This is a genomic window from Streptomyces sp. TP-A0356 (assembly GCF_001417775.1).
In the GTDB taxonomy this organism is placed as follows: domain Bacteria; phylum Actinomycetota; class Actinomycetes; order Streptomycetales; family Streptomycetaceae; genus Streptomyces.
Genome location: NZ_BBZJ01000016.1, coordinates 46,971 through 71,509 on the forward strand (window position 1 = coordinate 46,971; position 24,539 = coordinate 71,509).

The 24,539-nt window shown below is 71.1% G+C and carries 22 protein-coding genes and 1 pseudogene; 8 read left to right on the forward strand and 15 right to left on the reverse strand.

The window, feature by feature from the left end; all coding sequences use genetic code 11:
- Window positions 1–21 precede the first annotated feature (21 nt).
- From ASC56_RS11020 to ASC56_RS11035, 4 genes and pseudogenes are all read right to left on the reverse strand, one after another.
- On the reverse strand, window positions 22–465 hold the full coding sequence (locus tag ASC56_RS11020) for a universal stress protein (RefSeq protein ID WP_055491135.1): 444 nt from the start codon (window positions 463–465) through the stop codon (window positions 22–24).
- A gap of 648 nt (window positions 466–1,113) precedes the next feature.
- Window positions 1,114–1,683, reverse strand: a complete 570-nt coding sequence (locus ASC56_RS11025) for a TetR/AcrR family transcriptional regulator (RefSeq protein ID WP_055491136.1) — start codon at window positions 1,681–1,683, stop codon at window positions 1,114–1,116.
- Window positions 1,684–1,830: 147 nt separating this feature from the next.
- Window positions 1,831–2,336: pseudogene (locus ASC56_RS11030) on the reverse strand (short-chain dehydrogenase).
- Window positions 2,337–2,432: 96 nt separating this feature from the next.
- The gene (locus ASC56_RS11035; RefSeq protein ID WP_055491137.1) at window positions 2,433–2,999 is read right to left on the reverse strand and encodes a TetR/AcrR family transcriptional regulator; all 567 of its coding nucleotides are present in this window, start codon (window positions 2,997–2,999) and stop codon (window positions 2,433–2,435) included.
- Window positions 3,000–3,336: 337 nt separating this feature from the next.
- On the opposite strand from ASC56_RS11035, the gene ASC56_RS11040 reads away from it, so the two are divergent.
- Window positions 3,337–3,900, forward strand: a complete 564-nt coding sequence (locus ASC56_RS11040; protein ID WP_055491138.1) for a type 1 glutamine amidotransferase domain-containing protein — start codon at window positions 3,337–3,339, stop codon at window positions 3,898–3,900.
- Between the two features lie 45 nt (window positions 3,901–3,945).
- Here ASC56_RS11040 and ASC56_RS11045 read toward each other — a convergent pair whose 3' ends face one another.
- From ASC56_RS11045 to ASC56_RS11065, 5 genes are all read right to left on the reverse strand, one after another.
- A complete protein-coding gene (locus ASC56_RS11045; RefSeq protein ID WP_055491139.1) occupies window positions 3,946–6,039 on the reverse strand; it encodes a SpoIIE family protein phosphatase in 2,094 nt (697 codons plus the stop codon).
- 572 nt (window positions 6,040–6,611) lie between these two features.
- Window positions 6,612–7,709, reverse strand: a complete 1,098-nt coding sequence (locus ASC56_RS11050) for a PP2C family protein-serine/threonine phosphatase (RefSeq protein WP_234376925.1) — start codon at window positions 7,707–7,709, stop codon at window positions 6,612–6,614.
- A 208-nt stretch (window positions 7,710–7,917) separates the two neighbouring features.
- Entirely contained in the window at window positions 7,918–8,466 is a 549-nt protein-coding gene (locus ASC56_RS11055; RefSeq protein WP_079102470.1) for a DoxX family protein, read from the reverse strand.
- Between the two features lie 102 nt (window positions 8,467–8,568).
- The gene (locus ASC56_RS11060; protein ID WP_234376926.1) at window positions 8,569–9,135 is read right to left on the reverse strand and encodes a hypothetical protein; all 567 of its coding nucleotides are present in this window, start codon (window positions 9,133–9,135) and stop codon (window positions 8,569–8,571) included.
- Between the two features lie 85 nt (window positions 9,136–9,220).
- Window positions 9,221–9,622, reverse strand: coding sequence for a hypothetical protein (locus ASC56_RS11065; protein ID WP_234376927.1), 402 nt, complete (start codon window positions 9,620–9,622; stop codon window positions 9,221–9,223).
- Between the two features lie 169 nt (window positions 9,623–9,791).
- Here ASC56_RS11065 and ASC56_RS11070 point away from each other — a divergent pair, with 169 nt between their 5' ends.
- The gene (locus tag ASC56_RS11070) at window positions 9,792–10,295 is read left to right on the forward strand and encodes an LURP-one-related/scramblase family protein (protein WP_055491143.1); all 504 of its coding nucleotides are present in this window, start codon (window positions 9,792–9,794) and stop codon (window positions 10,293–10,295) included.
- A 14-nt stretch (window positions 10,296–10,309) separates the two neighbouring features.
- On the opposite strand, the gene ASC56_RS11075 is transcribed toward ASC56_RS11070, so the two are convergent.
- The 3 genes from ASC56_RS11075 to ASC56_RS11085 form a co-directional block, all read right to left on the reverse strand.
- On the reverse strand, window positions 10,310–10,741 hold the full coding sequence (locus tag ASC56_RS11075) for a helix-turn-helix domain-containing protein (RefSeq protein ID WP_079102437.1): 432 nt from the start codon (window positions 10,739–10,741) through the stop codon (window positions 10,310–10,312).
- A gap of 68 nt (window positions 10,742–10,809) precedes the next feature.
- Complete coding sequence (locus ASC56_RS11080) at window positions 10,810–11,868, reverse strand: LLM class flavin-dependent oxidoreductase (RefSeq protein WP_055491145.1); 1,059 nt, start codon at window positions 11,866–11,868, stop codon at window positions 10,810–10,812.
- Window positions 11,868–12,374: an SRPBCC family protein gene (locus ASC56_RS11085; protein WP_055491146.1), complete on the reverse strand. Its 507-nt coding sequence runs from the start codon at window positions 12,372–12,374 to the stop codon at window positions 11,868–11,870. Before ASC56_RS11085 ends, ASC56_RS11080 begins: the two co-directional genes overlap by 1 nt.
- A 137-nt stretch (window positions 12,375–12,511) precedes the next feature.
- Here ASC56_RS11085 and ASC56_RS11090 point away from each other — a divergent pair, with 137 nt between their 5' ends.
- Window positions 12,512–12,700: a hypothetical protein gene (locus ASC56_RS11090; protein WP_055491147.1), complete on the forward strand. Its 189-nt coding sequence runs from the start codon at window positions 12,512–12,514 to the stop codon at window positions 12,698–12,700.
- A gap of 34 nt (window positions 12,701–12,734) precedes the next feature.
- Here the strand turns inward: ASC56_RS11090 and ASC56_RS11095 are convergent, their stop codons facing one another.
- A complete protein-coding gene (locus tag ASC56_RS11095) occupies window positions 12,735–13,670 on the reverse strand; it encodes a LysR substrate-binding domain-containing protein (protein WP_055491148.1) in 936 nt (311 codons plus the stop codon).
- Between the two features lie 350 nt (window positions 13,671–14,020).
- Between ASC56_RS11095 and ASC56_RS11100 the strand changes: the two genes are divergently transcribed.
- The 4 genes from ASC56_RS11100 to katG all read left to right on the forward strand — a co-directional run bounded on the left by ASC56_RS11100 (window position 14,021) and on the right by katG (window position 19,564).
- Complete coding sequence (locus ASC56_RS11100) at window positions 14,021–15,424, forward strand: glutamine synthetase family protein (protein WP_055491149.1); 1,404 nt, start codon at window positions 14,021–14,023, stop codon at window positions 15,422–15,424.
- Window positions 15,425–15,474: 50 nt separating this feature from the next.
- On the forward strand, window positions 15,475–16,683 hold the full coding sequence (locus ASC56_RS11105; RefSeq protein WP_055491150.1) for an amidohydrolase family protein: 1,209 nt from the start codon (window positions 15,475–15,477) through the stop codon (window positions 16,681–16,683).
- Window positions 16,684–16,873: 190 nt separating this feature from the next.
- Window positions 16,874–17,311, forward strand: a complete 438-nt coding sequence (locus tag ASC56_RS11110) for a Fur family transcriptional regulator (protein WP_055491151.1) — start codon at window positions 16,874–16,876, stop codon at window positions 17,309–17,311.
- Window positions 17,312–17,344: 33 nt separating this feature from the next.
- Complete coding sequence (gene katG / locus ASC56_RS11115; RefSeq protein ID WP_055491152.1) at window positions 17,345–19,564, forward strand: catalase/peroxidase HPI; 2,220 nt, start codon at window positions 17,345–17,347, stop codon at window positions 19,562–19,564.
- A gap of 74 nt (window positions 19,565–19,638) precedes the next feature.
- Here the strand turns inward: katG and ASC56_RS11120 are convergent, their stop codons facing one another.
- Together ASC56_RS11120 and ASC56_RS11125 are read right to left on the reverse strand one after the other, a co-directional pair.
- A complete protein-coding gene (locus ASC56_RS11120) occupies window positions 19,639–22,008 on the reverse strand; it encodes a glycoside hydrolase family 65 protein (RefSeq protein ID WP_055491153.1) in 2,370 nt (789 codons plus the stop codon).
- Window positions 22,009–22,078: 70 nt separating this feature from the next.
- Window positions 22,079–22,957 carry a universal stress protein gene (locus ASC56_RS11125; protein ID WP_055491154.1) on the reverse strand — a complete coding sequence of 293 codons (879 nt, stop codon included), beginning with the start codon at window positions 22,955–22,957 and terminating at the stop codon, window positions 22,079–22,081.
- A gap of 563 nt (window positions 22,958–23,520) precedes the next feature.
- Here ASC56_RS11125 and ASC56_RS11130 point away from each other — a divergent pair.
- Window positions 23,521–24,510, forward strand: a complete 990-nt coding sequence (locus tag ASC56_RS11130) for a hypothetical protein (RefSeq protein WP_055491155.1) — start codon at window positions 23,521–23,523, stop codon at window positions 24,508–24,510.
- The last annotated feature ends 29 nt before the right edge of the window (window positions 24,511–24,539 follow it).

Below are 24,539 nucleotides of genomic sequence, written 5' to 3' on the forward strand. Positions count from 1 at the left end.
GCCTTGTGACCGGGGCGTTCGTCACGCCGCCTGCGGGCGGACGATCACGACCGGACAGTTCGCGTGCAGCGCCACATGGTGACTGACGGACCCCAGCAGGGCACGGGCGAAGCCGCCCCTGCCCCGGCCGCCCACGACCAGGGCCTCGGCTCCCTCGGACGCCCTCAGCAGCACGTCGACGGGGTTGCCGCGCACCACGAGCGGCCTGACCGGGGCGGCGGGCTCGGTACCGAGCACCTCCGTCAGTTCCTGGGCCAGCCCCTGCCGGGCCGCCTCCTCGTCGACATCGGCGTCCACGGCCGGACCCGACCAACCGAACATCCCCGGCAGCTCCCACGCGGCGACCGCGTCCACGGTGCCGCCGACGAGACAGGCCTGGCGGACGGCCCAACGCAGCGCCGCGTACGAGGACGGCGACCCGTCGACACCGACCACGACACGCGGCCTCGGGGCATCCCTGTCCATATGTCGTCCCACCTCTCCCGTGGCCCATCGGCGGCCGCGCCCAAGCTCCCGCCTCCACGCTGCGCGACTCCGGGGCGGCCCGCCAGGTGAGGACGGCCGAGGGCGTGGCGGACGGGGCAGATGCGCGAAGGCAAGGGCCGGGCCTTGGCGGACGTGCCGACGCGCCGAAGGCAAAGGCCGGGCCTTGGCGGACGTGCCGACGCGCCGAAGGCAAAGGCCGGGCCTTGGCGGACGTGCCGACGCGCCGAAGGCAAAGGCCGGGCCTTGGCGGACGTGCCGACGCGCCGAAGGCAAAGGCCGGGCCTTGGCGGACGTGCCGACGCGCCGAAGGCAAAGGCCGGGCCTTGGCGGACGTGCCGACGCGCCGAAGGCAAAGGCCGGGCCTTGGCGGACGTGCCGACGCGCCGAAGGCAAAGGCCGGGCCTTGGCGGACGTGCCGACGCGCCGAAGGCAAAGGCCGGGCCTTGGCGGACGTGCGGACGCGCCGAAGGCAAGGGCCGGGCCGGCGTCCGCTCCGCCACAACCGGGCATTCGGCGACGGCTTCGGGCGCACACTCGACGCCGACGCCGCCGAGGTGGGCCGACGCCGCGAGGTAGATGGCTTCTACCGGCGGCTGCTCCCGGCCCGCAAGGCCTGAGAGCGCCGCGTCAGCGCACGCCGGCCGCGTCCAGGAGGGTGGCGATGGTCGGTGCGACCAGCCGGGCCAGGTTGTCGGCCCGGATCCCGGCACGGGCGCTGGCCCCGTCGAAGACCAGGATCAGCTGCCGGGCCAGCAGCTCGGGGTCACCGGCTCCGCCCCGTTCGGCCTCCTCGCGGAAGAACGCCTCCAGGCTCTGCTTGACCCGCTGGGCAACCCGGCTCGCGGGATGCTCCGGGTCCTTCAGTTCGACCTGGACCGCGAGGTAGGGGCAGCCCTGGTACTCCGCCATGCCCGCCTGCGACTCCAGCTGCTCGAAGACATGTGTGATCCGCTCGCGAGGGGACCGCGCATCGCCCTGCTCGGGCAGGAGCCGGGCGCCGAAGGCGGCGGCACGCCGCTCCAGACTGGCGGCCAGCAGTTCGCCCTTGCTCTCGAACAGCTGGTACATCGAGCGCTTTGACACCCCGGCGGCCTTGCACAGCGCCTCCACACCGATGCCGACGCCGTCGGCGTAGGAGAGCGTGGCGGCCACCTCCAGCAGTCGGTCGCGGGAACTGGGCTTCGGGTCCATGGTCATGGGGAGAGGCTAACCCCCTTCATCCTCGTAAGAGAACGACCGGTTTCCGAGGGAGGGATGCGGTGCGGCCCCTTGCTCCCCACGCGGCACCCGGAGGATTGGCACCCTCACGACCCGCCTCCCGTCCTCCTCCACGAGCTGCCCGCGCTACTGCGCCAACTGCTGGTACATGGCCGCCACTTCACCGGACAGCGCGTCCTTCACCCAGCGGGTGACGTCGTCACCGAGAACCTCGTACGCACCCGCCTCGACGCCGTCGAGAGCGGCGGCGACGATGTCCCGAGCGCTGGACTTGGGTGCGTCGATGCCGGACGTCATGTCGGTGTCCACATACGCCATGTGGAGCCCGGTGACCTGAATACCGCGGGGGCCAGCTCCAGACGCAGACTGTTGATCTGTGACCACACGGATGTCGCCGATCTCCGAGTCGAGGAAGCGCGCGCCGGTCGAGACGCCCGCGTTGTTGATCAGGACGGTGACGTCCCGGGCTGCTCGGCGACGGCGGCCACCGAGGCCTCGTCGGTGACCTCCAGCGCGAGCGCGACGGCGTCCGGGTGCGTCACCGTGCGGGGGTCACGGGCCGTGGCGTAGACCTTGCTCGCACCACGCGCGTACAGCTCCTCCACCAGGCACCCTCGTGCGTGGTCAACCACTCACACTAGCGCTCCAAGAGAGGGCCGGGCGTCGCTGTCGCGCAGATGCGCGCGACGACGCGGCGCCCCGCCGCCGATCCGGCGCACCGGCCCCGTTCAGTAGTGGGTGATGCCCGCCGACAGGGTCCGCGTCCAGGGAGCGTCCACCTCGTCGGCACCCATCGAGACGATGAGATGACACAGCATGCCCCGGGCGAAGAAGTCCTGGACCTGCTGCTCACTGCCGCCCGAGGCGCCACGCACGTACTCCACCAGGCGGGCGTAGCCCTGCCGGACGGCCTCACGCACGGCCGGCTCGGAGACGGCCGCGGCCTGGGCGTGCAGCTGGATCAGCATGAGGTCGTTGTTGCTGATCAGCTTGGCATAGGAGTCACCCATGGCCTCCAGCACCACCTCGGGAGAGCTCCCCTTCGCCTCGGCGGCCGCCCGTTCCAGACTGGCTCGCACCTGTACGAAGCAGTGCTCGACGACGGCGACGAACAGCAGTTCCTTGTTGGGGAAGAGCCGGTACACGTACGCCTGGGAGATGCCGGCCGCCTTGGCGACCTCGGTCGTGGTGGTGCCGAAGTAGCCACGGGCGGCGAAGGCGCCGATCGCGGTGCGCAGCACCGTTTCGCGACGCTCCTCGGCGGTGGACAACTGGCGGGGGCGTTCCGTCTGCATATGAGTATGCAACCACTCACACTTCGGGTGCGTCAAGCGCTACGAAGGCCAGTTGTGCCCGGCGGCGAGGGCCTCCCGAGTCCGTGCCGCCGCGGGGCGGGCTGCGGTTGACATTCGTTTCGGGGGTGGGAGGGTGGAAATGCCAAGGCCGGTGCGGCCATTCGCGCCGTGCAGCGGACGCATACGCTCCGGCCTCTGACCTGGGCAGCACCCGGCAAGCGCCTCGACGCCCGCCGACCGGAGCTCCGGCCAACCGGACCACTCACGGTCGTGTGCCTGTTCCGCTCGGTCGCGTGCCTGCCTGTTCCCCGTTCAACAGAAAGGCTGGTCAACCGCCATGGCACAAGCGTTGCGCGACCGGAAGGTCGCAATCCTGGCCACCGATGGAGTGGAGCGGGTGGAGCTTGAGCAGCCCCGCGGGGCACTCTACGGGGCCGGCGCCCAGAGCGAGATCCTCTCCATCCACCCCGGTGAGATCCAGGCCCGGCAGTTCGACCTGAACCCCGCGGGTACCTTCCCCGTGGACCGGCTCGTGGCCGACGCCTCGGCGGAGGACTACGACGCCCTTCTGCTGCCGGGCGGCACCATGAACCCCGACCAGCTCCGTATGAACAAGGACGCCGTCGGGTTCGTGAAGGCGTTCGTCGCCAGCGGGAAACCGATCGCCGCCATCTGCCACGGCCCGTGGACCCTCGTGGAAGCCGACGCCGTACGCGGACGTCGGCTGACCTCCTGGCCGAGCATACGCACCGACCTGCGCAACGCGGGAGCCGAAGTGGTCGACGAGGAAGTCGTCGTCGACGGCCAGTTCGTCTCCAGCCGCTCCCCCGCCGACCTGCCGGCCTTCTGCCGCACCATCATCGAGCAGTTCGCGAAGGCCCCCAGCGAAGCGTCCGGGTAGTGGGGCGGCACTCCCGGGGACAGAAGCCGGTTGCGCAGCCGGAGTTCACCCGATGCCCGCGCCGTGGCCATGGGGCTGGGCCCGGGCGATGAGCAGGGCGACGTCGTCCTCGCCGCCGGGCGGCCGGAGGGCGTCCAGGACGCGGTCGCACGTTTCTCCCAGATCCTGGGCGCGGGTGGCGGTGAGGGCGTCGAGGAGGGTGTTCAGGCGGGCGTCGATGGGCTCGTTCCGGGTTTCGACCAGACCGTCGGTGTACAGGGCGATCTGGTCGCCGGGGCGGAAGTCGATGGTGGTGGTCTCGAAGGGGGCTCCGCCGACGCCCAGCGGCACGCCGGTGGGCAGATCGAGCAGCTCCGCCGACCGGCCGGGCCGCACCAGGGCCGGCGGCAGGTGGCCCGCGAGGCTGATGTGGCACTGGCCACGGTGCGGATCGTAGACGCAGTAGACGCAGGTGGCGATGGTCTGCTCGACGTCCTCGGTCAGGTGATCGAGGTGCCGGAGGACCTCTGCGGGGGCGAGGTCCAGATGGGCGAAGGCGCGGGTGGCGCTGCGGAGCTGGCCCATGGTGGCGGCGGCCCTGATGCCGCTGCCCATGACGTCCCCGACGACCAGGGCGCTCTTGTCCCCGGGGAGGGGTATGGCGTCGAACCAGTCCCCGCCGATCTCGATGGCGGCGCCGGCGGGCTGGTAGCGGCAGGCGATCTCCAAACCGGGCAGGTGCGACGGGGGCTCGGGCAGCAGGCTGCGCTGGAGGGTGAGGGCGGTGTTGCGCACGCTCTGGTACCAGCGGGCGTTGTCGATGCACACCGCGGCGCGGGCGGCCAGCTCGCAGGCGAGGAGCACATCGTCGTGGTTGAAGGGCTTGGGGTTGCTGGTCCGTTTGAGGTCCACGGCGCCCAGGACTTCACCGCGGGCCACGAGCGGTACGGCCAGGTAGGAGTGCACCCCGGCCGCCGCGAGGAGGGAGGCGGCCTCGTCATCGCGGGCGATGCGCCGCAGATCCCCGGGAGTGGTGTGCGCCACCAGGACGGGCTCGCGTGAATGCACGCATTGAGTGACCAGGCGGTCGCTGTCGTAGGTCGCCAGTTCCCCGGGCGGGTCGGCCGCGCGGGCCGCGTCCGCGGGGTCCGCCGCCATGACGGCGGCGACACGGAAGCGGGCTGCGCCCTCGTTCGGTGCCGTCCGGCCGTGGAGGGCGCTGTCGAGTACATGGACGGCGGCCACATCGGCCAGGTCGGGTACGACGACGTCGGCAAGCTCGCGGGCCGTCTGTGCCACGTCGAGGGTCGTACCGATGGCGGCGGAGGCCCTGGCGATCAGGGCCAGCCGGTGCCGTGCCTGTGCGGCCTCGAGGGCGGCCTGGTGACGTTCAGTGACGTCGATGACGGAATGGGCCACGCCGAGCACCCGCCCGGCGGAATCCTCCAGCCGGTAGTACGAGACGGCCCAGGCATGCTCGTGGTCCGGGTCCGCGGCGGTCCGACCGACGACGTGCCGGTCGAAGAGCGGTTCCCCGGTCTCCAGCACATGACGCAGCCGCTCCTCGACGGCCTCGGTGTCCATGAAGGTCAGCACCTCGCTGACCCGTCGGCCGATGTGCTCGGCGGCGGGCAGGCCGTGCATGCGCTCCAGGGCGGGATTCACGGTCAGGTACCGCAGGTCGGGGTCCAGGATGGCCAGCCCGATCGGAGACTGGGACACCAGCCGCGTGGACAGTGCGACATCCCGCTCGACCTCCTCCACGGTCCCCTGGTCCACGGCGAGGCCCAGGGCGTAGGTGTCACCGCGGTCGTCCAGCAGCCGCATGTTGCGGAACTCCACCATGCGGGTGCTTCCGCCCTTGTGCCGGATCGGGAAGGCCCCGGCCCAGTCGGCGCCGGATTCCATGACCTCGGCGAACAGCTTGATCACCTCGTCCCAGTGCTCCTCATGGACCAGCAGCCGCGCCGCGAACTGGCCCAGCGCCTCCTCAGGGGCGTAGCCGAACAGCTCCTCTGCCTGAGGGCTCCAGAACACCACGCGTCCGTTCGCGTCCAGCACCACCGCGGCGACGTTCAGCAGATCGAGCAGGCCGCTGGGCGGCGCGGCGGGAGCGGCCACTGGCCGGCCGCCCGGCCCGGAGGAGTCCGCCGTACCCATGCGCCGTCTCCCTCTCCCGCTCGGTGCCAGCACGTGCCGTGGTGGCGGACGCTCTGCTTCCTTCTTTCATAGTCGTCCAAGGCCGAGGCGGCACGTCCTGGACGGGCAGGCGGCGCCCCCGGGCGCGCCGGTGGCACGAGTGGACGGCCACGTACCGGCCGTCCTCCGGGTACCCAGGCTCAAGTGCGGGGAGGTGAACCGGGCCACGACGGGGGCGGCGGCGACCGCGTCGTGGATGTCGCTGCCGTACGCGCCGCGCTCAGGACCCGGGCCCGTACGCGCGCCGGTCGACGGTGCCGACGAAACGGCCCCGGCACGTGCCCAAGCCCTCTTCGACGTCGTCGGTGTGCCGGGCGAGCCTCCAGGCATGTGGCTCCCGTACGGCGGCCGGCGGGCGGCGTCGGCCCCAACACCGGCCCGTGCGCCGCCCCTTGTGCCGACCACCCCCGAGAGCACAGCTGACAGCCCAGCCCGCCGGGCTCATCAGCCTCGGCGGGGACGACCGCCGGTGGCACCCGAACCGACCCGGCGCAAGGACGCGCTCATGGTGGTACCGCTCTCCCGGCGGCCGCTCACGCCCCCGGCCCGGCGGTCTCCGGATGGACCATGTGGCCGGCGTGCGGTAGGTGGGTGCGGTGGATCGCGACGACGGCCGCGTCGTCGCCGAGAGCCCCGTCGGCGTAGGTCAGCAGGTCCCGTTGGATGCGGTGGACGAGCGTGTCGGGGCTGCACCTGGTCCACAGGGCGACTCGCTCCTCCAGCGGGTAGAAGGTGTGGTCGCGGTCGCGCGCCTCCACGATGCCGTCGGTGTAGAGGAGGAGGGTGTCGCCGACCTGGAAGGTGAACGCATACGAGCCGTAGGCGTCCGTCGCCAGTCCGCCGATGCCCAGCGGAGGCGCCGGGTGCGCATTCGCGACCTTCAACACCTCACCATGCCGGATCAGCAGGGGCGGTGGGTGCCCGCAGTGGGTCACCTGGGCCATGGGGGCGTGGTCGGGGATCTCCAGCATCAGCGCGGTGACGAAGTGCTCCTGCGCCTCCTCGTCGCTTTCGGGGATCTGGGTGTGGTAGCGGCAGACGCTGCGGTCCAGGGCTTGGGCGAGGGCGGGCAGCGTGGCGTGGTGGTGGGCGGCCTCCTGGAACGCGCCCAGCAGCGTGGCGGCCTCCCCGATCGCGCCCAGCCCCTTCCCCCTGACATCGGCGATGATCACACGCGTACCGCTGCCGATGCGGGCGACCGCGTACAGGTCACCGCCGATACATGCCTCCTTCTCCGCGGCCAGGTACGTGGATGCGATGTGCAGGGGACCCAGGCGGTGGGGCAGCGGGCGCAGCAGGGCGCGCTGCGCGGCTTCGGAGACCGACCGCACCTGGGCCAGCTCCTCCGTGCGCCGGTCACGTATGAGGCAGACGAACATGACGAAGACGGAGAGGATCGTCAGCGCCACGAGCTGCGCGATGTGGTTCGTGGTGGACAGACCGCCGTGCAGCACCGCGATGGCGAGCTGCGCTCCCACCGCCAGTGCCCCGATCAGTCCGGTCAGCCGGGCGCCGCCGAACGAGGCGGTGATGGCGGGCGCTATGACGAGCAGGGGGCCGAGGTGGACGTATGTCGGCGAGTGGATGTCCACCAGGGTGATCACCAGGATCAGCCCGACGGGTATCGCCACCAGAGCATGACTCGAGCGCCATGGCTGCCGGAATCGGGCAGGCTGCCCCACGTGCATGTCTCCAATGTGCACCCATCCGCCGGAAACCGGGCGTCCGCCCGCAGAACGCGGGGGCAGGGGCGGATGCCTTTCGGGGAGGGGCGTGCGAGAGACCATTCAGAGGTGGTCTTCCGGTCCAAGGGCTGGTCAAGCTGGTTCAAGGGGCGGTTCAAAGGCTGAGCGTGATCGCGGCGCCGATGCCGCCGAGGACGAGGGCGACGGCGGCTTCGGCCCAGCCGCCCGCGCCCCAGCGGAAGAACCGGTCGATGGCCAGCCTGCCTGGACCGATGGCGGCGATGGCGAGGGCGACGACGGCGATGCCCACGTTGTACTCCACTCCGCCGTCCTGGATCCACAGACCGTCGGCGCCGGTGACGGTCACCATGGCATTGATCATCACGCCGATGAGGGCCGCGGCCGCGAGCGGGGTGAGCAGTCCGAGAGCCAGACCCAGGCCGCCGAGGAACTCGGAGAGACCACAGATCACGGCGAAGACCTTTCCAGGGTGGAAGCCGAGAGTGTCGAAAGCCTTGCCGGTGGCCGTCAGACCCGGGCCCCCGAAGATCCCGAACAGCTTCTGGGAACCGTGCCCGGCCATCAGCAGCCCGAAGGTCAGCCTGATGAGCAGCAGTCCCCAGTCGCGGACGGAAACCCCCGGCCCAGTGACGTACCGTGCCCCCGGTTCCGTGGGAGCCGACGGCCGGTCCGTGCTGCCCATCGACATCGCAGACCACCCCTTCCGATACTTCCTCAAGAAGGGTGATCTTGCACTTCGGGGGCCCGTGACGGCACGCGGATCAGGGCGGTGCGTTCGGAGCTCTCAGTGGCCGTAAGGCGGCTCGAAGCACCCCGTCTCCGGAAACGGGCCGTTGGCCTCCACCTGGTAGTTCGTCTTCTGCACGAACGCCGTGACGCAGGCGTCGCGATGGACGCGAAGACCGACCAGCGCTCCCTCGGGCGTGACGTAGTGGCCGTCCTGGTAACGCGAGTCCATCGCGCGGACGCTCAGCACCCCGCCGTGCCGCTCCCCGTTCGCCCCGGTCCGATCTTCCTGGTAGCCGAGCCGGAGCAGTGCCGTGCGCACCGTGGCGGGGTCCCACTTCCTCTCTTCCCACAGCCGCTCGAGCACCGGCTTGATGCGCTCGGCTTCCCTCTGCGCGTCCTTCGCATGCGCGGGAGACATGTCGCCCGCGCGGCGGTAGCCGTTGTTGTCGTTGTAGTGCGGAGCGCCCTCTCCGGCTCCCGGCTCCACGTACGGTGAGGCGCCCCCGGTCGCGAGGGCGGCGCCGCTCGGTGGGCTGGTGGCGGCTTTGGCCGTGGAGTTCGTGGCGCGCTGGTGACCGCAGGCATCGAGAGACATGGCGGCCACCAGAAGCAGAGTCGTCACGGCGAAGATGCCACGGCGGCCAGACATTGAGGTGCGCATGGCATGACTCTGCCATGTCGGGTCCGGATCCACCGCGCGAGGCCGTTCAGACGCGGCGTCGGCCGAAGAACCGCCGGACGGCGCGCACCAGGAGCCAGATGAGCAGGATCACGAAGAGGATCACGACGATCACGACGACCAGCAGGAAGATGCCGAACTTCTTGAAGAACCCGGCCTTCTTCTTGGCCTTCTCCTTGCGCACCTGAGCCGCCGCGACTCGATGCGTCGAGGTGGTGTGCCGGACACGGGCGGCCTCGGCCGTAGTGACGGACTGGGCCCCGTCGGCACGCACGGAGCTGCCCACTGCCGTCGGCTGCCGGTGGCCGTACACCGCTCGTTCGCCGCTCTGTGCGACGGCCGGTGTCACCGCGAGCACCGATCCGAGCAGCAGCCCCAGAAGTACGGCCGCACCACGGCCCCTCCGCCGACGCTTCCGCCGAGATGTCACGTCCACTCATGCCTCCCCTGGCCACGTACCTGTCTCAGACGCCCATGCGGTTGCTCTCTTGCGCAAGGACGCAACTATTATTCCCGCTGAGATTCTTCGTATCTCCCCGCCGGGCGTCCGTCATGACGGCGCGCCGCCCGGGAACTGAACGATCTGGACGGGGTTGTCCATGCGTTATCTGGTACGCGATCGCATGCTGGCGTTCCACGAGGAAGCCTGGGTCGAGACCGAGCATCGGGAGAAGCTGTTCAAGGTCGACCGCAGACTGCTCCGGCTGCGGACCACGTTCGACTTCGTCGACAGCGAGGGCAATCGGGTCGCCAGCATCGTCAAGAAGGCCCTCACGCTCCACCACACGATCCTGATCAAGCAGGACGGCGAGGTGGTGGGCCGGATCAGCAAGCGGGCCTTCCGGATCTTCGGGGACCACTTCAAAGCCACCCTCAGGGACGGGCGGCGGCTGCGCATAGCCGGAAACGTCTGGGACCGCGAATTCGACATCCACTACGACGGCCGCACCCTGGCCCATGTCTCGCGCCGCTGGTTCAGCATCCGCAACGCCTACGCGATCGACGTGCTGAGCGAGCCGGACGCAACGCTGCTGATCATCCTCGCGGTGTGCGTGGACCACACGCTCCAGGACCGCAAGGGCGAACAGCTCACCAATCTCTGACGCGCGGGCACCGGTCAGCGGGCGAAGCGACGCCGGACATCCGGCCGCTGCCTGAGCCGCTCCGGGTACCCGGGGCCCATCCGCACGGAGGTGTCCTCGGAGCGCATCGGCTCCCCGCACACGGAGCAGACCACCTCCGCATGGGCATCGTGCTCGCACGCGTCGTGGTGGAGGGTGACCGGGGCGCCCTCCTCCCCCGCGAGCCATCGGTCTCCCCAACGTGACATCGCGGCGAGCACGGGGAAGAAGTCCCGGCCCTTCTCCGTCAGCAGGTACTCGTGACGGGGCGGCTCGGTCTCGTAGAGCCGCTTCTCCATCAGCCCCTCTTCGACCAGGCGGCGCAGCCGGCCGGCCAGTGTGTTGCGGGCGATGCCCAAGTCCTGCTGGAACTGGTCGAATCGGCGGCTGCCGTAGAACGCCTCCCGCAGGACCAGGGGGCTCCACATATCGCCCAGCAGGTCGACGGTCCGTGCGATCGAGCACGGCCAGTCAGCGAACGAAGGACGCGCGGGACTCACGACCCACCACCGACTTCGCGGACCAACTCGATGGCCCTGCCCAGCGTTTCGAGCTTGTCCTCCATCGTCTCCCCGGCCGGATAGAGACGGACGGTGTCCACACCCGCGTCGTGCCACACACGCAGTCGCCGGCGCACCATGTCCTCGGTTCCGATGAGCGTGGTGGCCAGCACCATCTCGTCGGTGACGAGGCCGGCCGCGCCGTCCCGGTCGCCCGCCTGCCAGCGCTCACGCACTTCCGCGGCCACTTCGGCCCAGCCCTGCCGGCTGTAGGCCCGGTTGTAGAAGTTGGTCGACGCGGAACCCATACCGCCGAGACTGAAGGCGAGTTCCTTCCTGCGTCCGGCGACCATGGCGCTCAGCGCCTCCTCGTCCGGCGCGAAGGACACTTCCGCGCCCTGGCAGACGTCGAAGTCGGCGCGGCTGCGCCCACCGCGGGCCAGTCCCTCTTCCAGCGGGGCGAAGTAGGCGTCCGCCGCGCCTTCGGGCACGAAGCTGGTGCCGAGCCAGCCGTCCGCGACCTGTCCGGTCAGCCGGAGCATGGCCGGCGACAGGGCGGCCAGGTAGACCGGAATCGGATGCTCGGCCCGCATGGAGAGCCGCATGGGCACCGCTTCCCCGCCGGGCAGCGGGATCCGGAACTCGGTGCCCGAGTAGGAGATCTTCTCGCCCGCCACCACCTGCCGCACGATCTCCACGGTTTCGCGGACACGCGCCAGCGGGCGGGCGAACGGCACACCGTGCAGACCCTCCATCACCTGGGGTCCGGAGGGTCCCAGGCCGAGCAGGAAGCGTCCACCGGACAGGTTGGACAAGGTGATCGCCGTCTGGGCGAGGGCCACCGGAGTGCGCGTGCCGACCTGCATCACGCCGGAGCCCAACAGCATCCGCTCGGTCCGTGCCGCGTAGAAGCCGAGGGCTGACGGGGCGTCCGAGCCCCATGCCTCGGCCACCCAGCAGATGTCGAGGCCCAGCTTCTCCGCCTCGACGACGAAGTCCGCCTGCCGCGACCAGGAGTCGAGGCCCGCCGCTTCCACGGTCGTCGCGCTCCGCATCACGCCTCCGCCAGCTTCTTGATGTGCTGGAGCGTGACGGTCATGCCGCGCTCGAACTCACGCATACGCACGAACACGATCTTCTGCTCCTTCTCCGGCATGGCGTCGATCGCGGAGGACAGACCGGAGCGGCCCGGGCCCATCTGCATCCACTGCGACAGCTCGGTCCCACCGTCCTTGGGCTCCAGCCGGAATCGCCAGACAGCACTGGGTCGGTCCGGGTCCTCGACGGCCCAGGCGAACGCGCGCCCGGGTTCGCATTCGATGACGTGCGAAGTCGTCGCCCACTCGCCGAACGACTCATGCCTGCTGCGACCGACGAACCTGGCGCCGACAGCGGGCCGAGTGACTCCGTCGAGCCACTCGACCGACCGCAGCTCCTCGCTCATGCTCGGCATCAGCTCGACGTCCGAGACCAGCTGCCACACCCGTTCCGGGGTGGCGCCGATCCAGGTCTTCACCTCGACCGTCGGCTTGTCCGCGTACAACGCGCCCGTCCACTCCACCGTCTCCGGCCTCCTCGCCGCCCAGGGGTCTCGCCACAGAGTTGCGTCATGAGACTTACCTCGTCAAGAGCCTTGCGGGTTTCCGGCCGAATCGCTTCCCCGGTGCGGCACCAGGCCCCACAGCGCACGCCGAGTCCGTGCGCGGCGCCGCCGACGATACGGTGGGCGCCCGGCTCATTCTGTTCGGAGCTCTGAATCCCGAGCCGCGCCCCCAGTGCGGCACCGGTGACTGCGCCGCGCCCTCCTCCGCCGAGCTCGTCGAGATGCACGAGAGCCACAACGCCCGGCGGCTCGGCGCACTGATCACCCGCCTTCTGCCGGTCTGACCCACCACCGGCAGTGGGGACGCCGAGGAGACGGTCAGGGCGTGGCCCCGCCCTCCGCGTCGACGCTCGGCCCGGTGGCCTGACGCAGAGCCAGCCGGCAGGCACGGATGGCGGGGTGGTCGCTGCGACCGCGACGTACGGCGGTGAAGATCTTCCGGCTCCGCCGACCGCGGGGAAGGGGCATCAGGGAGATCGTCGGCGGCTGACCGCACCACACGAGGTCCGGGAGGAACGCGGCGGCGTGTCCCTGCTCGACCAGCCGCTGGTGGAGCAGGAGGTCGGTGGATTCGAAGCGGACGTCGGGTTCGAAGCCGGCGCCTCGGCACAGGGTCATGGCCCAGTGACGGGCGGCCGTGCCCTCGGGCTCCATGACCCACGGATGTTCGGCCAGGGCCCGCAGGGCCTCCCGCGGCCCGGCCCTGTCCACCGGGCCGGCGGGCTTCGCTCGAGCCAGTCGCAGGGGGTCCTCGCACAGCTCCTCGCGCTCGATCCCAGCGGGCCGGGGATTGGGGTTGCCGGGGTACTCCTCGGCGATGACCAGGTCGAAGTCGCGGGCGAGGAGCGCAGGAAGCGCTAGTTCCGGTTCGGTCTGGGTGACGTGGATCCGCAGTCGGGGGTGAGCGTCGCGCAGCAGGGTCAGCGCGGTCGGCACGAGAGCGAGCGCGGCCGTCTGGAAGGTCGCGATGCGCAGCGTGCCGGTGAGTTCGGCCAGCGAGGCGGCGATGTCCGCCTCGGCCTGCTCCAGCCGCCGCAATACCGCCTCGGCGTGCTCGACCAGGATCTCGGCCTGCTCCGTGAGCCGCACCCGCCGGCCCACCGGCTCCAGCAGGGGGACACCGACTTCCGACTCCAGCAGGGACAGCTGCTGGGAGACGGTGGAGGGGCTGTAGGACAGGGCGGCGGCCACCGCCGCGAGCGTGCCGCGGTGCTTGAGCTCGCGCAGCAGGCGCAGCCGGTGCAGGTCGAACATCGGCGACTCACCTCCCCTGTGCCAATCGTTCGGGTCTCTCGATGATTATCGGCCGGCGCGCCTGCATGAGCCGGGGCGCTCCGCTCGGACCCGGCGGACCCCCAGGAGACCGGCCGGTAGTGCTTGGCCGGGTTCCGGCCCTGCCCAGGAACCGGGCAGCGCTCCTCGCCGAGGCGTACGCGAGGCGACAACCGGCGCGGACAACACGTAAGGCCACCTGCGGCAGCGGCGTGGCCGACCGCCTCAGGCCCGGCGTTGTGCGCGATCCTGGCCGGATACACCGCCCGCATGACCGCGGAGCCCGCCTTCGGCTGCGCAGACGCCGGGCCGCGACCCGCCGAGGAGGCCCCATGACCACGCTTGCCGACCCCGTCCCCGGCGGGCGTCCCGGTGACGTCGAGCGGGCCACCGCGCTGGGTGCGGAGCTGTCGGAGCGAGGCGTGCACGGCATCGTTCTGGCGTACGTCGACACCGCGGGCATCGGCCGGGTCAAAACCGTCCCGACGGCTCGGCTCGCGTCGGCGGCAGCCTGGGGCGTGGGGATGTCGCCGGTGTTCGACACCTTCCTGGCGAACGACTCGATCGTCTCCACCGACGTGCTGGGCTCGCCGGACGGTGATCTCCGTCTGTATCCCGACCTCGACCAGCTGGCGGTCCTGGCCGGACAGCCCGGCTGGGCATGGGCCCCGGTCGACCGGATCACCCAGGAGGGCGAACGGCACCCGGCGTGCAGCCGCACCTTCCTGCGCCGTGTCGTCACGGACGTCGCCCGGCACCACGGCATCACCTTCAAGGCGGCCATCGAGATCGAATGGGCCATCGGCCAGGGATCCGCGCCAGGGGACGCGTTCGTCCCCGCGATCTCGGGTCCGGCCTACGGCGCCATGCGGCAGGTCGAACTGAGCGACTACACCGTCGAGCTGCTGGCGGCGTGCGCGGCCCAGGGCGTGGACGTCGACCAGATCCATCCCGAGTACGCGGCCGGGCAGTTCGAGATCTCGGTGGGTGCGCTCGACCCGGTGGCCGCCGCGGACCGGAGCGTGCTGGTACGGCAGACCATCCGGGCGGTGTCCCAGCGCCATGGGCTCAGGGTCTCCTTCGCCCCGGCCGTCTGCGCGGAAGGGGTCGGCAACGGGGGGCACGTCCATCTCTCCGCCTGGCACGACGGGGTCAATCTGCACGCAGGAGGCGACCGCCGGTACGGCATGACGGCCGAGGCCGAGTCGTTCGCCGCCGGCCTGCTCGCCCATCTGCCCGCGCTCACGGCGGTGACGGCCCCGAGCCCGGCGAGCTATCTACGGCTCAAACCTTCGCGGTGGGCAGGCGTGTTCTCCGTATGGGGGCGCGAGACCCGCGAATCCGCGGTGCGGGTCATCACCGGCACGGCGGGGCAGCGCAGCCGGACGGCGAACCTGGAGGTGAAGCCGGTGGACCTGGCCGCCAACCCGTATCTCGCGCTGGGTTGCCTCATCGCCGCCGGGCTCGACGGCCTGGAGGCGTCCCTGCCGCTACCCCCCGAGGTCACCGGGGATCCCGCACGGTTCACCGCCGAGGAGGCGGTGGCCCGGGGCGTGCGCCGCCTGCCGACGTCGCTGGAGGAGTCCGTCGGGGAGTTCCGGGAGGACGAACGGCTCCGCGCCGCATTGGGGCCGGTCCTGGCGGACGCGGTCATCGCCGTCCGCCTCGGGGAGACCGCCGCCGTGGCCGGGCTCGACGACGAGCTCGTGGCCGCGGCGTACCGGTGGAGGTACTGACACGCCCGGGACGTGGAATCCCGACGACCATCCCAGGAGGCCGCGCAGCCGTGAACAGCCCAGCAGCACCCGCCACCGGGCCGGTCCACGAGGACCTCGCCCGTCTCTCCCTCGTGGACCACCACTGTCATGGCGTCATCACCGCCGATCTGGCTCCGGAGACGTTCCAGTCGCTGATCACCGAAGGGGACGTATGGCCCGCGAGCGGCATCACGCCCTTCGACAGCCCGGTCGGCATCGCCATCCGCCGTCATTGCGCTCCCCTGCTGGACCTGCCACGGCACGCTCCCCCGACGGAATACCTCGCCCGGCGGGCCGAGTTGGGCTGGCGCGAGGTGAGCCGGAGGTTCCTCGCCGACGCGGGAACGGATGTGTTCTGCGTCGACACCGGCTACAGGCCGGACCGCCTCACGACCCCCGCCGAGCTCGCCGCCGTCGCGGGGCGTCCGGCGGCAGTGGCATACGAGGTCGTACGCCTGGAGGCCGTCGCCGAGGCCCTGGCGGCCGAGGGAGTGGAGCCGGACGAGTACGCCTCGCTGTTCGCCGACGCCGCGCGGGAGGCCATCGAGGAGCGGGGGGCGGTGGCGGTGAAGTCCGTCGCCGCCTACCGCACCGGATTCGACCTGGATCCCAGCCGGCCCTCGGACGCGGACGTCACCGAGGCGGCCCGGCGCTGGCTGGCCTCGGGAAGAACCGGAGGCACGACGGCCGTGGCCGAGGAGGGGCCCCACACTCGTCCCCGCCTGGACGAGCCCGTCCTCGTACGGCATCTGCTCTGGACGGCGGTGGACCTCGGACTGCCCCTTCAACTGCACACCGGCTTCGGGGACAACGACATCCGGATGCACCGGGTGGACCCCACCCGTCTGACCGACTGGCTGCACCTCACCTCGGGCACCATCCCGGTCCTGCTGCTGCACTGCTGGCCCTACCAGCGTCAGGCCGCCTACCTGGCCACGGTCTTCGAGCAGGTGTACTTCGATCTCGGACTCACCCTGCACCACGTCGGCCCCGTCCGCGCCCGGGCGATCCTGGAGGAGGCACTGGAGATCACCCCGTTCCGCAAACTCCTCCACAGCTCCGACGCCTATGGGATCGCCGAGTTCCACCACCTCGGCGCCCTGGCCTTCAGACGGGGTCTGGCGGGGCTGCTCCAGGACCGGGTGGACGCCGACGAACTCAGCCTGCCCGACGCACTACGGATCGCCGTGTGGACGGGCCGCGACAACGCCTGCCGCGTGTACGGGCTGTCCCCGTGAGCCGGCACCGAGGACTCCACGCACCCGGATCGTCCCGACGGAGGCTCCCATACGGATACGACACAGGTGCGAGCGCGGCTACGGATACGGCACAGGTGCGAGCGCGGCCTCGGGGCACGCGCCCGGGCAAGCAAACTCGACTCATTCGTTTTCTTGAACTGCTCGTGTTTACGGGGGTAGGTTCGGCGCCATGACCGCATCCCACGCTCCGACCACTGCCGAGGAGCTGCGCGGTGCCGGCTTGCGGGTGACGGCCGCCCGTGTCGCGCTGCTGGAGACCGTCCGGGACGGTGACCACCTCGACGCCGAGGGGGTCGCCTCCGGGGTGCGCGATCGCGTAGGCCACATCTCCGTGCAAGCCGTGTATGAGGCCCTCCACGCGCTCACCGCGGCCGGACTCATACGCCGCATCGAACCGGCCGGCAGCCCGGCCCGGTTCGAGGGACGCGTCGGGGACAACCACCATCACGTCGTGTGCCGGTCGTGCGGTGTAGTCGCCGACGTCGACTGCGCGGTCGACGAGGCACCCTGTCTGACCGCGTCCGACGACCACGGCTTCTCGATCGACGAGGCCGAGGTCATCTACTGGGGCCTGTGCCCCGACTGTTCCACCGCCCGCAGTTCCTGAGCACCGTGATCCGCCTAGTCCGGAAGGATTTACATGTCCGAGAACCATGAGGCAATCGTCGTAGACGCCAAGACGGAGGGCGGAGGTGGCTGCCCGGTCGCCCACGGGCGCGCCTCGCACCCGACTCAGGGCGGCGGAAACCGCCAGTGGTGGCCGGACCGGCTCAACGTGAAGATCCTGGCCAAGAACCCCGCCGTGGCGAACCCCCTCGGTGAGGAGTTCGACTACGCCGAGGCGTTCAAGAGCCTCGACCTGCCGGCGGTGAAGCGGGACATCGCGGAGGTGCTGACGGACTCGCAGGACTGGTGGCCGGCCGACTTCGGCCATTACGGCCCGTTCATGATCCGGATGGCGTGGCACAGCGCCGGCACCTACCGGATCAGCGACGGCCGCGGTGGCGCCGGGGCCGGCCAGCAGCGCTTCGCTCCCCTCAACAGCTGGCCGGACAACGGCAACCTCGACAAGGCCCGCCGCCTGCTGTGGCCGGTGAAGAAGAAGTACGGCCAGAGGATCTCGTGGGCCGACCTCCTGATCCTCGCCGGCAACGTCGCCCTGGAGTCGATGGGCTTCAAGACCTTCGGCTTCGCCGGCGGTCGTGAGGACGTCTGGGAGTCCGAGGAGGACGTCTACTGGGGTCCCGAGACCACCTGGCTCGGTGACGAGCGCTACACCGGAGACCGCGAGCTGGAGAACCCGCTCGGCGCGGTCCAGATGGGCCTCATCTACGTCAACCCCGAGGGCCCGAACGGCAACCCGGACCCGATCGCCGCGGCCCGCGACATCCGCGAGACGTTCCGCCGCATGGCGATGAACGACGAGGAGACGGTCGCGCTGATCGCGGGCGGCCACACCTTCGGCAAGACCCACGGCGCGGGCCCGGCCGACCACGTCGGCCCCGACCCCGAGGCCGCCCCGATCGAGGCGCAGGGCTTCGGCTGGCAGAGCACCTACGGCACCGGCAAGGGCGCGGACGCCATCACCTCCGGCCTGGAGGTCACCTGGACCACCACGCCCACCCAGTGGAGCAACGGCTTCTTCGACAACCTCTTCGGCTACGAGTGGGAGCTCACCCAGAGCCCCGCCGGCGCCCACCAGTGGAAGCCGAAGGACGGCGCGGGCGAGGGCACCGTCCCGCACGCCCACGACTCCTCGAAGAAGATCGCCCCGTCGATGCTCACGACCGACCTGTCGCTGCGCTTCGACCCGATCTACGAGCCGATCTCCCGCCGCTTCCACGAGAACCCCGAGGAGTTCGCGGACGCCTTCGCCCGCGCCTGGTACAAGCTGACCCACCGCGACATGGGTCCGAAGTCGCTGTACCTCGGCCCGGAGGTCCCGGAGGAGACCCTGCTGTGGCAGGACCCGCTGCCCGCGGCTGAGGGCGAGGCCATCGGGGCCGAGGACATCGCCTCCCTCAAGGCGAGGATCCTCGACTCGGGCCTGACCGTCTCGCAGCTGGTCTCCACCGCGTGGGCGTCGGCCTCCACCTTCCGCGCCAGCGACAAGCGCGGCGGGGCCAACGGTGCGCGCATCCGCCTGGAGCCCCAGCGCGGTTGGGAGGTCAACGACCCCGACCAGCTGGCGACGGTGCTGCGCACCCTGGAGGGCATCCAGCGGGAGTTCAACTCGGGCGCCAAGAAGGTCTCCCTGGCCGACCTGATCGTGCTGGGCGGCAGCGCGGCCGTCGAGAAGGCCGCCAAGGACGCCGGTCACGACATCGAGGTCCCGTTCGCCCCTGGCCGCGTCGACGCGACCGAGGAGCACACCGACGCGGAGTCGTTCGCCGCGCTCGAGCCGACCGCGGACGGGTTCCGCAACTACCTCGGGAAGGGCAACCGGCTGCCGGCCGAGTACCTGCTGCTCGACCGGGCGAACCTGCTGAGCCTGAGCGCCCCCGAGATGACGGTCCTCGTCGGTGGGCTTCGCGTCCTGGGCGCGAACCACCAGCAGTCGCCGCTCGGTGTCCTCACCACGACCCCCGGGTCCCTGACCAACGACTTCTTCGTCAACCTGCTCGACCTGGGCACGACGTGGAAGGCGACGTCCGAGGACGCGACCACCTTCGAGGGCCGCGACGCCGCGGGTGAGGTCAAGTGGACCGGCAGCCGGGCCGACCTGGTCTTCGGGTCGAACTCCGAGCTGCGCGCGCTCGCCGAGGTCTACGCGAGCGATGACGCGAAGGAGAAGTTCGTGAACGACTTCGTCGCGGCGTGGGTCAAGGTGATGAACCTGGACCGGTTCGACCTCGTCTGATCATGACGTCCGGGTCGGCCGGCGCCGGCCGACCCGGACGCCCCCGTGCGGTCATGTGCGGCCGCGACGGGCGTTCACTCCGCAAGCGCCAGCCGGGACGTCTCCCCCGGCTGGACGCGGACCGCACGGTCCGGCAACCGGAGGTCGATGGGGGAACGGTCGGATGAGGGCACCTCGATCTCCAGGTGGCCGCGCTCCAGCCGCAGCCGCACGCCCCAGTGCCCCTGGTAGCGGATGGAGAACCCGTACGACGACAACTCCGGCAGCGGCACCGGGTCCAGCCACAGCGCCCCCTCCCGGGTCTCCAGTCCGGTCAGTCCGCGCTGCATGAGGTCCAGGGTGCCCGCCATGGCGCCGAGGTGGATGCCCTCCCCCGTGGTGCCGCCCTGCAGATCGGCGATGTCGCCCCGCAAGGCCTCCTGACAGAAGGCCCACGCCCCGGCCCGCCGGGCCCGGGCCAGGACCCAGCCGTGGACGAGGCCGCTGAGCGTGGACCCGTGGCTGGTGCGGCGCAGGTAGTAGTCGACGGTCCGCCGCCAGATATCCTCGTCGAGACGCAGGCCCAGCCTGCGGAAGAGGCCCCGGAGTTCGGACGGCGAGAAGAGATAGCCGAGCATCAGGACGTCGGCCTGCTTGGACGCCCGGTAGCGGTTGACGGTGTCGCCCTCCGCCTCCAGGATCCGGTCCAGGCGCCGGATGTCGCCGTACCGCGCCCGGTAGCCGTCCCAGTCAAGTTCCGCGAGGTCACCGTAGCCGTCGAACTGGCTGATGACGTCGTCGTGAAAGGGGACGTGGAGCGTGCGGGAGACCTCCTCCCACTGTTCGCGTTCGGCGCCCTCCAGCGCGGTGCGCTCGACGAGTTCCCGCCGACGGGGCTCGGGCAGGGCGTCCAGCACCTCCAGGGTGCGGGCGAGCACCCATGCGGCGGTGACGTTGGTGTACGCGTTGTCGTCGAGACCTGGCTCCGGTGCGCCGGGGTAGGCGTCGTGGTACTCGTCGGGACCGACCACACCCCGGATGCGGTGCCGTCCGAGGTGCTCGTCGTAGGTCGCCGAGTCCGCCCAGAAGCGGGCGATCTGCAGCAGCATCTCCGCGCCCTTGGTGTGCAGAAACTCGGCGTCGCCGCTGGCCTCGCAGTACTGCCACACGTTGTAGGCGACGGCCGAGCCGACGTGCCGCTGGAGACGGGAGTGATCGGGTAGCCAGCGCCCGGATCGCGGGTTGAGGTGCAGCTCCTGTGTCTCCTCTCGTCCGTCGCTGCCGCTCTGCCACGGATACAGCGCCCCTCGCCGGCCGATCGCGCGCGCCGCGGCGCGGGCGCGGTCGAGGCGCCGGTGGCGGTAGAGCAGCAGGGCGCGGGACACCTCGGGCAGGTGCAGGTTGAGGTAGGGCAGCACGAACAGTTCGTCCCAGAACACATGGCCGCGGTACGCCTCCCCGTGCAGGCCACGGGCGGGCACGCCCACATCGAGGTCGGCGGTGTGCGGCGAAAGGGTCTGCAGTACGTGGAAGAGGTGCAGCCGCAGGACGTGGCCCGCCTTCCCGGAGACGTCGAGCCCGGCCCGACGCCACAGCTGGTCCCAGGCCGTGCGGTGGGAGGTGAGCAGCTCCTCGAAGCCGGGTGCCGCGCCCACCCGGTCGACCGCGGCGCGCAGCGGGTCGCTGATCGCCGGGTCTCGGGAGGTGTGCAGGGCGACGGTCTTGTCGACGGTGACCGTCCGCCCGGGTGTCAGACGCAGGCGCACCCGTTGGACGGCGCGAGGGTGCGGGTGCCGCGTGATGACGGGCGCCGCGGCGGTCATACGGGCTGCCAGGCCGATCCGGATGTCCGAGGCGCGGGTGCGGCAGCGCAGCCACACCGTGTCCGGGGCGGCCGTACCGGTGTGCACATGGGTCAGATGACAGCCGTCCAGATCTCGGTAGCGTGCCACACCGGAATTGGTGACGCCGCCGTCGAGCGCGGCCTCGACCTCCACCTCACCCGCGAAGCCCTCGGCCGTGAACTCGGTGCGCAGGGCCGCGAGGTGTGGGTCGGCCATGTGCACGAGGCGCCGCTGGCGCACGGACAGCACGCGCCCCTCGCCGAGCCCGTACCGTGTACGCCGCTCCAGCAGGCCCGAGGTCAGATGCAGGACCTGACGGTGGTCGAGCACGGTGTCCGTGTCCGGGGTGAGCCACGGCTGTCCGGCGAGGCGAAAGCGCAGCGGAAGCCAGTTCGGCAGGTTGACCATGTCCTCGTTCTCGACCCGGTGTCCCGCCACCTCCGAGGTGAGCCGGTCGTAGCAGCCGGCCGCATAGGTGCCGGGGTAGTGGACGGCGTCCGCGCCGCATTCGGGGAGCGCGCCGCGCGTGGCGAAGTAGCCGTTGCCCAGGGTGCACAGGGACTCCCTGAGGCGTTCGTCGGCGGGGTCGTAGCCCTCGTACTGCCAGGTCCAGCCCGTCACTGCGGCGGTCCTTCCACGAGCGGTTCCCGGAGGTCGCGTACGGAGATGTCGGCGTCAGCCGGTGAAGCGGTCACGGCCGCTGCGGTACGACGGCGACCGGGCAGTCCGCGTGGTGCAGCAGCGTATGAGTCACCCGGCCGAGCTGCAGGCCGAAGCGGCCCTGTGGGCGGTGTGCTCCGACGACGACGAGATCCGCGGCGGCCGAGCGCTTCAGCAGCACCGTGGGAGCGGGTCCTTCCGCCGTGGCAAGGCGCACTCGCACACCCGGGTGGTCGACCATCGCATCGTGAAGCAGGACGTCGAGCAGGTCGGACGCCCGCCTCTCGAGCTCGCGCGCCGGTTCCCGTGCCCGCAGGCGGTGGTCGGTGGCCGCGTGCGCGGGACGGCGCCAGGCCCGTACGACGTCAAGGACGCACCCGCGCGCCGCGGCCTCGCCGAAGGCGAACCGCACCGCCTCACCACTCGTGTCGGGGTCTCCCGCACCGAGCAGGATCCGCTCGTGGGCACCGGCCAGGCCGGCCCTGTCACCGCGGATCACGATCACCGGGCAGGGTGCCCGAGCGGCAACGGCCAGGCCGACGGAGCCGAGGAGCAGCCCCTTGAGCTCGCCGCGGCCCCGGGATCCGGTCACCAGGGCGGAGGCGTTGCCGCCTTCTCGCAGCAGAGCCGAGACCGCATCGTCGGGCACCACGTCACCGGACACCTTCACATCCCGGTTCCGCCGCTGCGCGCGCTCCGTCGCCGACGCGACGATGTGCTGCGCCATCACCCTCTCGGCCGGGCGTTCAGGGCTGCTCCACGGTGTGACGCCTTCGTAGCGTTCCCACAGGGAGGCGTACACCAGCCGGAGCGGCAGACCGTGTCGGGCGGCTTCGTCCGTCGCCCAGTCGACCGCCGCAAGGCTTGACCGCGATCCGTCGACGCCCACGACCAGGGGCAGCTCCCTCATCCTGCCCACCGCCTTTCACCGGGCTGCAGAGTCCTGCAGCAGTGGGCTGCATCTCCACTGTCGGGCATGGCGCCGTCCTCGTCGATGCCGGGCACGTGGGTGTCGCCGGTGATCCCGCCTTGTCGTGCGTGACCGTCGCCGACCGTGCCCGGTACGGCTGGGACGCGGTGCCACACCTCACCGTCGGCCGCAGTTCAGTCGTGCGGGACGACGGCGACAGGGGCATTCTCAGTGCCTCGAACCTGCGAGTCCCACGACCGTTCCGGGCCCTGAGAATGCGCGACGGGCCGCGCTGCGGGACACTGCTCGCACAGTGACCTCGCAGCAGGATCGAGGGCGGTGCGGAGCCCTTGCCCGACGCGACGGTACCCGGCCGGAGCCCACGGTCCGCTTGGCCCCCGAAGTGGTCCGGACGGCCCCTACCGCGGCGCGTCGCGCACCCTCAGTCTGAAGACGGATCGAGCGTCTCATCCGGGCGCGGACCGCACGGCGCAGGAGACGGCGCTCCGCTCGGCCACGGAACCGACATGGCTGCCGCCGGCCCGCTATGAAGGGAGACCTCGATGGCCACACCAGATCTGGGCACGTCGGCCGTCACCGCATTCGTCGAGGACGCCACGGCGGCTCCGTCCCTGCACAACGCGCAGCCCTGGAAGTTCCGGTTCCTGCGCGACAGCAGTACCCTGCGGCTGTACGCCGACTTCGAACGGGAACTCCCGGAGACCGATCCCGAGGGGCGCGCCCTGCATCTCGGCTGCGGTGCCGCACTGCTCAACCTGCGGGTGGCCGCGGTGGCGGCAGGCCGGGAACCGGCCACGCGGCTGCTGCCCGACGACTCCGACGCGGAGCTGCTGGCCGAGGTGGACCTCACCGGCACCGCACGCCCGGACGAATCCCTCGCCGGGCTCCACCCGGCGATCCACCGCCGCCACACCAGCCGGTACCCCTTCCGCGAGGACGACCTACCGGCGGCCCTGAGGAACGTACTGTGCGACGCGGCCCGCCGCGAAGGCGCTCGACTGGTCTTCCCCGACGCCTCGCATGTACTGCTGGTCCTCGATCTGGTGCACGAGGTGGAGCTCGGCGAGGCTCTGGTCCTCGGGCTGGGTGACGAGGTGACGTATCGGCCTCGGACCGAGCCGGCGAGGCAGACCATCGCTTCGGACGGAACCGCCGTCGAGGCATTGGGCCCCGGCCAGTGGGGAGCCAATTACCCCGTGCACGACGTCGCCGCCGCTCGCACCGGCTCCGGTCACGGCTGGGCGCCCACCGAGGACAGACCCCACATCGCCCTGCTCGGTACGATCCAGGACCGGCCGGTGGACTGGCTCCGGGCGGGCCAGGCACTGGAACGCGTCCTGCTCCAGGCCACTCGGGACGGCCTCGTCGCGTCCCTGGCCTTCCAGCCCTTCGAATGGCCCGAACTCCGGTGGGCGGTGCCCGACCCGATGTCGCTCATGGGGTACGTACAGATGGTGATCCATCTCGGATACGGTCCGGAGGGGCAGCCGACTCCACGTCGGCGGGTCACCGACGTGCTCGACATCGTGTGACGACTCGCCTCGACCGATCACCGCGGTCT

Excerpts from the sequence above, each read along its gene's own strand:
- ASC56_RS11080 (WP_055491145.1), bottom strand. The coding sequence starts at position 11,868 with ATGCGGAGCGCGACGACCGTGGAAGCGGCGGGCCTCGACTCCTGGTCG.
- ASC56_RS11125 (WP_055491154.1), bottom strand. The coding sequence starts at position 22,957 with ATGAGGGAGCTGCCCCTGGTCGTGGGCGTCGACGGATCGCGGTCAAGC.
- ASC56_RS11075 (WP_079102437.1), bottom strand. The coding sequence starts at position 10,741 with ATGTGGAGCCCCCTGGTCCTGCGGGAGGCGTTCTACGGCAGCCGCCGA.
- ASC56_RS11040 (WP_055491138.1), top strand. The coding sequence starts at position 3,337 with ATGGCACAAGCGTTGCGCGACCGGAAGGTCGCAATCCTGGCCACCGAT.
- ASC56_RS11055 (WP_079102470.1), bottom strand. The coding sequence starts at position 8,466 with ATGGGCAGCACGGACCGGCCGTCGGCTCCCACGGAACCGGGGGCACGG.
- ASC56_RS11045 (WP_055491139.1), bottom strand. The coding sequence starts at position 6,039 with ATGGGTACGGCGGACTCCTCCGGGCCGGGCGGCCGGCCAGTGGCCGCT.
- ASC56_RS11095 (WP_055491148.1), bottom strand. The coding sequence starts at position 13,670 with ATGTTCGACCTGCACCGGCTGCGCCTGCTGCGCGAGCTCAAGCACCGC.
- ASC56_RS11025 (WP_055491136.1), bottom strand. The coding sequence starts at position 1,683 with ATGACCATGGACCCGAAGCCCAGTTCCCGCGACCGACTGCTGGAGGTG.
- katG (WP_055491152.1), top strand. The coding sequence starts at position 17,345 with ATGTCCGAGAACCATGAGGCAATCGTCGTAGACGCCAAGACGGAGGGC.
- ASC56_RS11130 (WP_055491155.1), top strand. The coding sequence starts at position 23,521 with ATGGCCACACCAGATCTGGGCACGTCGGCCGTCACCGCATTCGTCGAG.
- ASC56_RS11070 (WP_055491143.1), top strand. The coding sequence starts at position 9,792 with ATGCGTTATCTGGTACGCGATCGCATGCTGGCGTTCCACGAGGAAGCC.
- ASC56_RS11035 (WP_055491137.1), bottom strand. The coding sequence starts at position 2,999 with ATGCAGACGGAACGCCCCCGCCAGTTGTCCACCGCCGAGGAGCGTCGC.
- ASC56_RS11100 (WP_055491149.1), top strand. The coding sequence starts at position 14,021 with ATGACCACGCTTGCCGACCCCGTCCCCGGCGGGCGTCCCGGTGACGTC.
- ASC56_RS11110 (WP_055491151.1), top strand. The coding sequence starts at position 16,874 with ATGACCGCATCCCACGCTCCGACCACTGCCGAGGAGCTGCGCGGTGCC.
- ASC56_RS11020 (WP_055491135.1), bottom strand. The coding sequence starts at position 465 with ATGGACAGGGATGCCCCGAGGCCGCGTGTCGTGGTCGGTGTCGACGGG.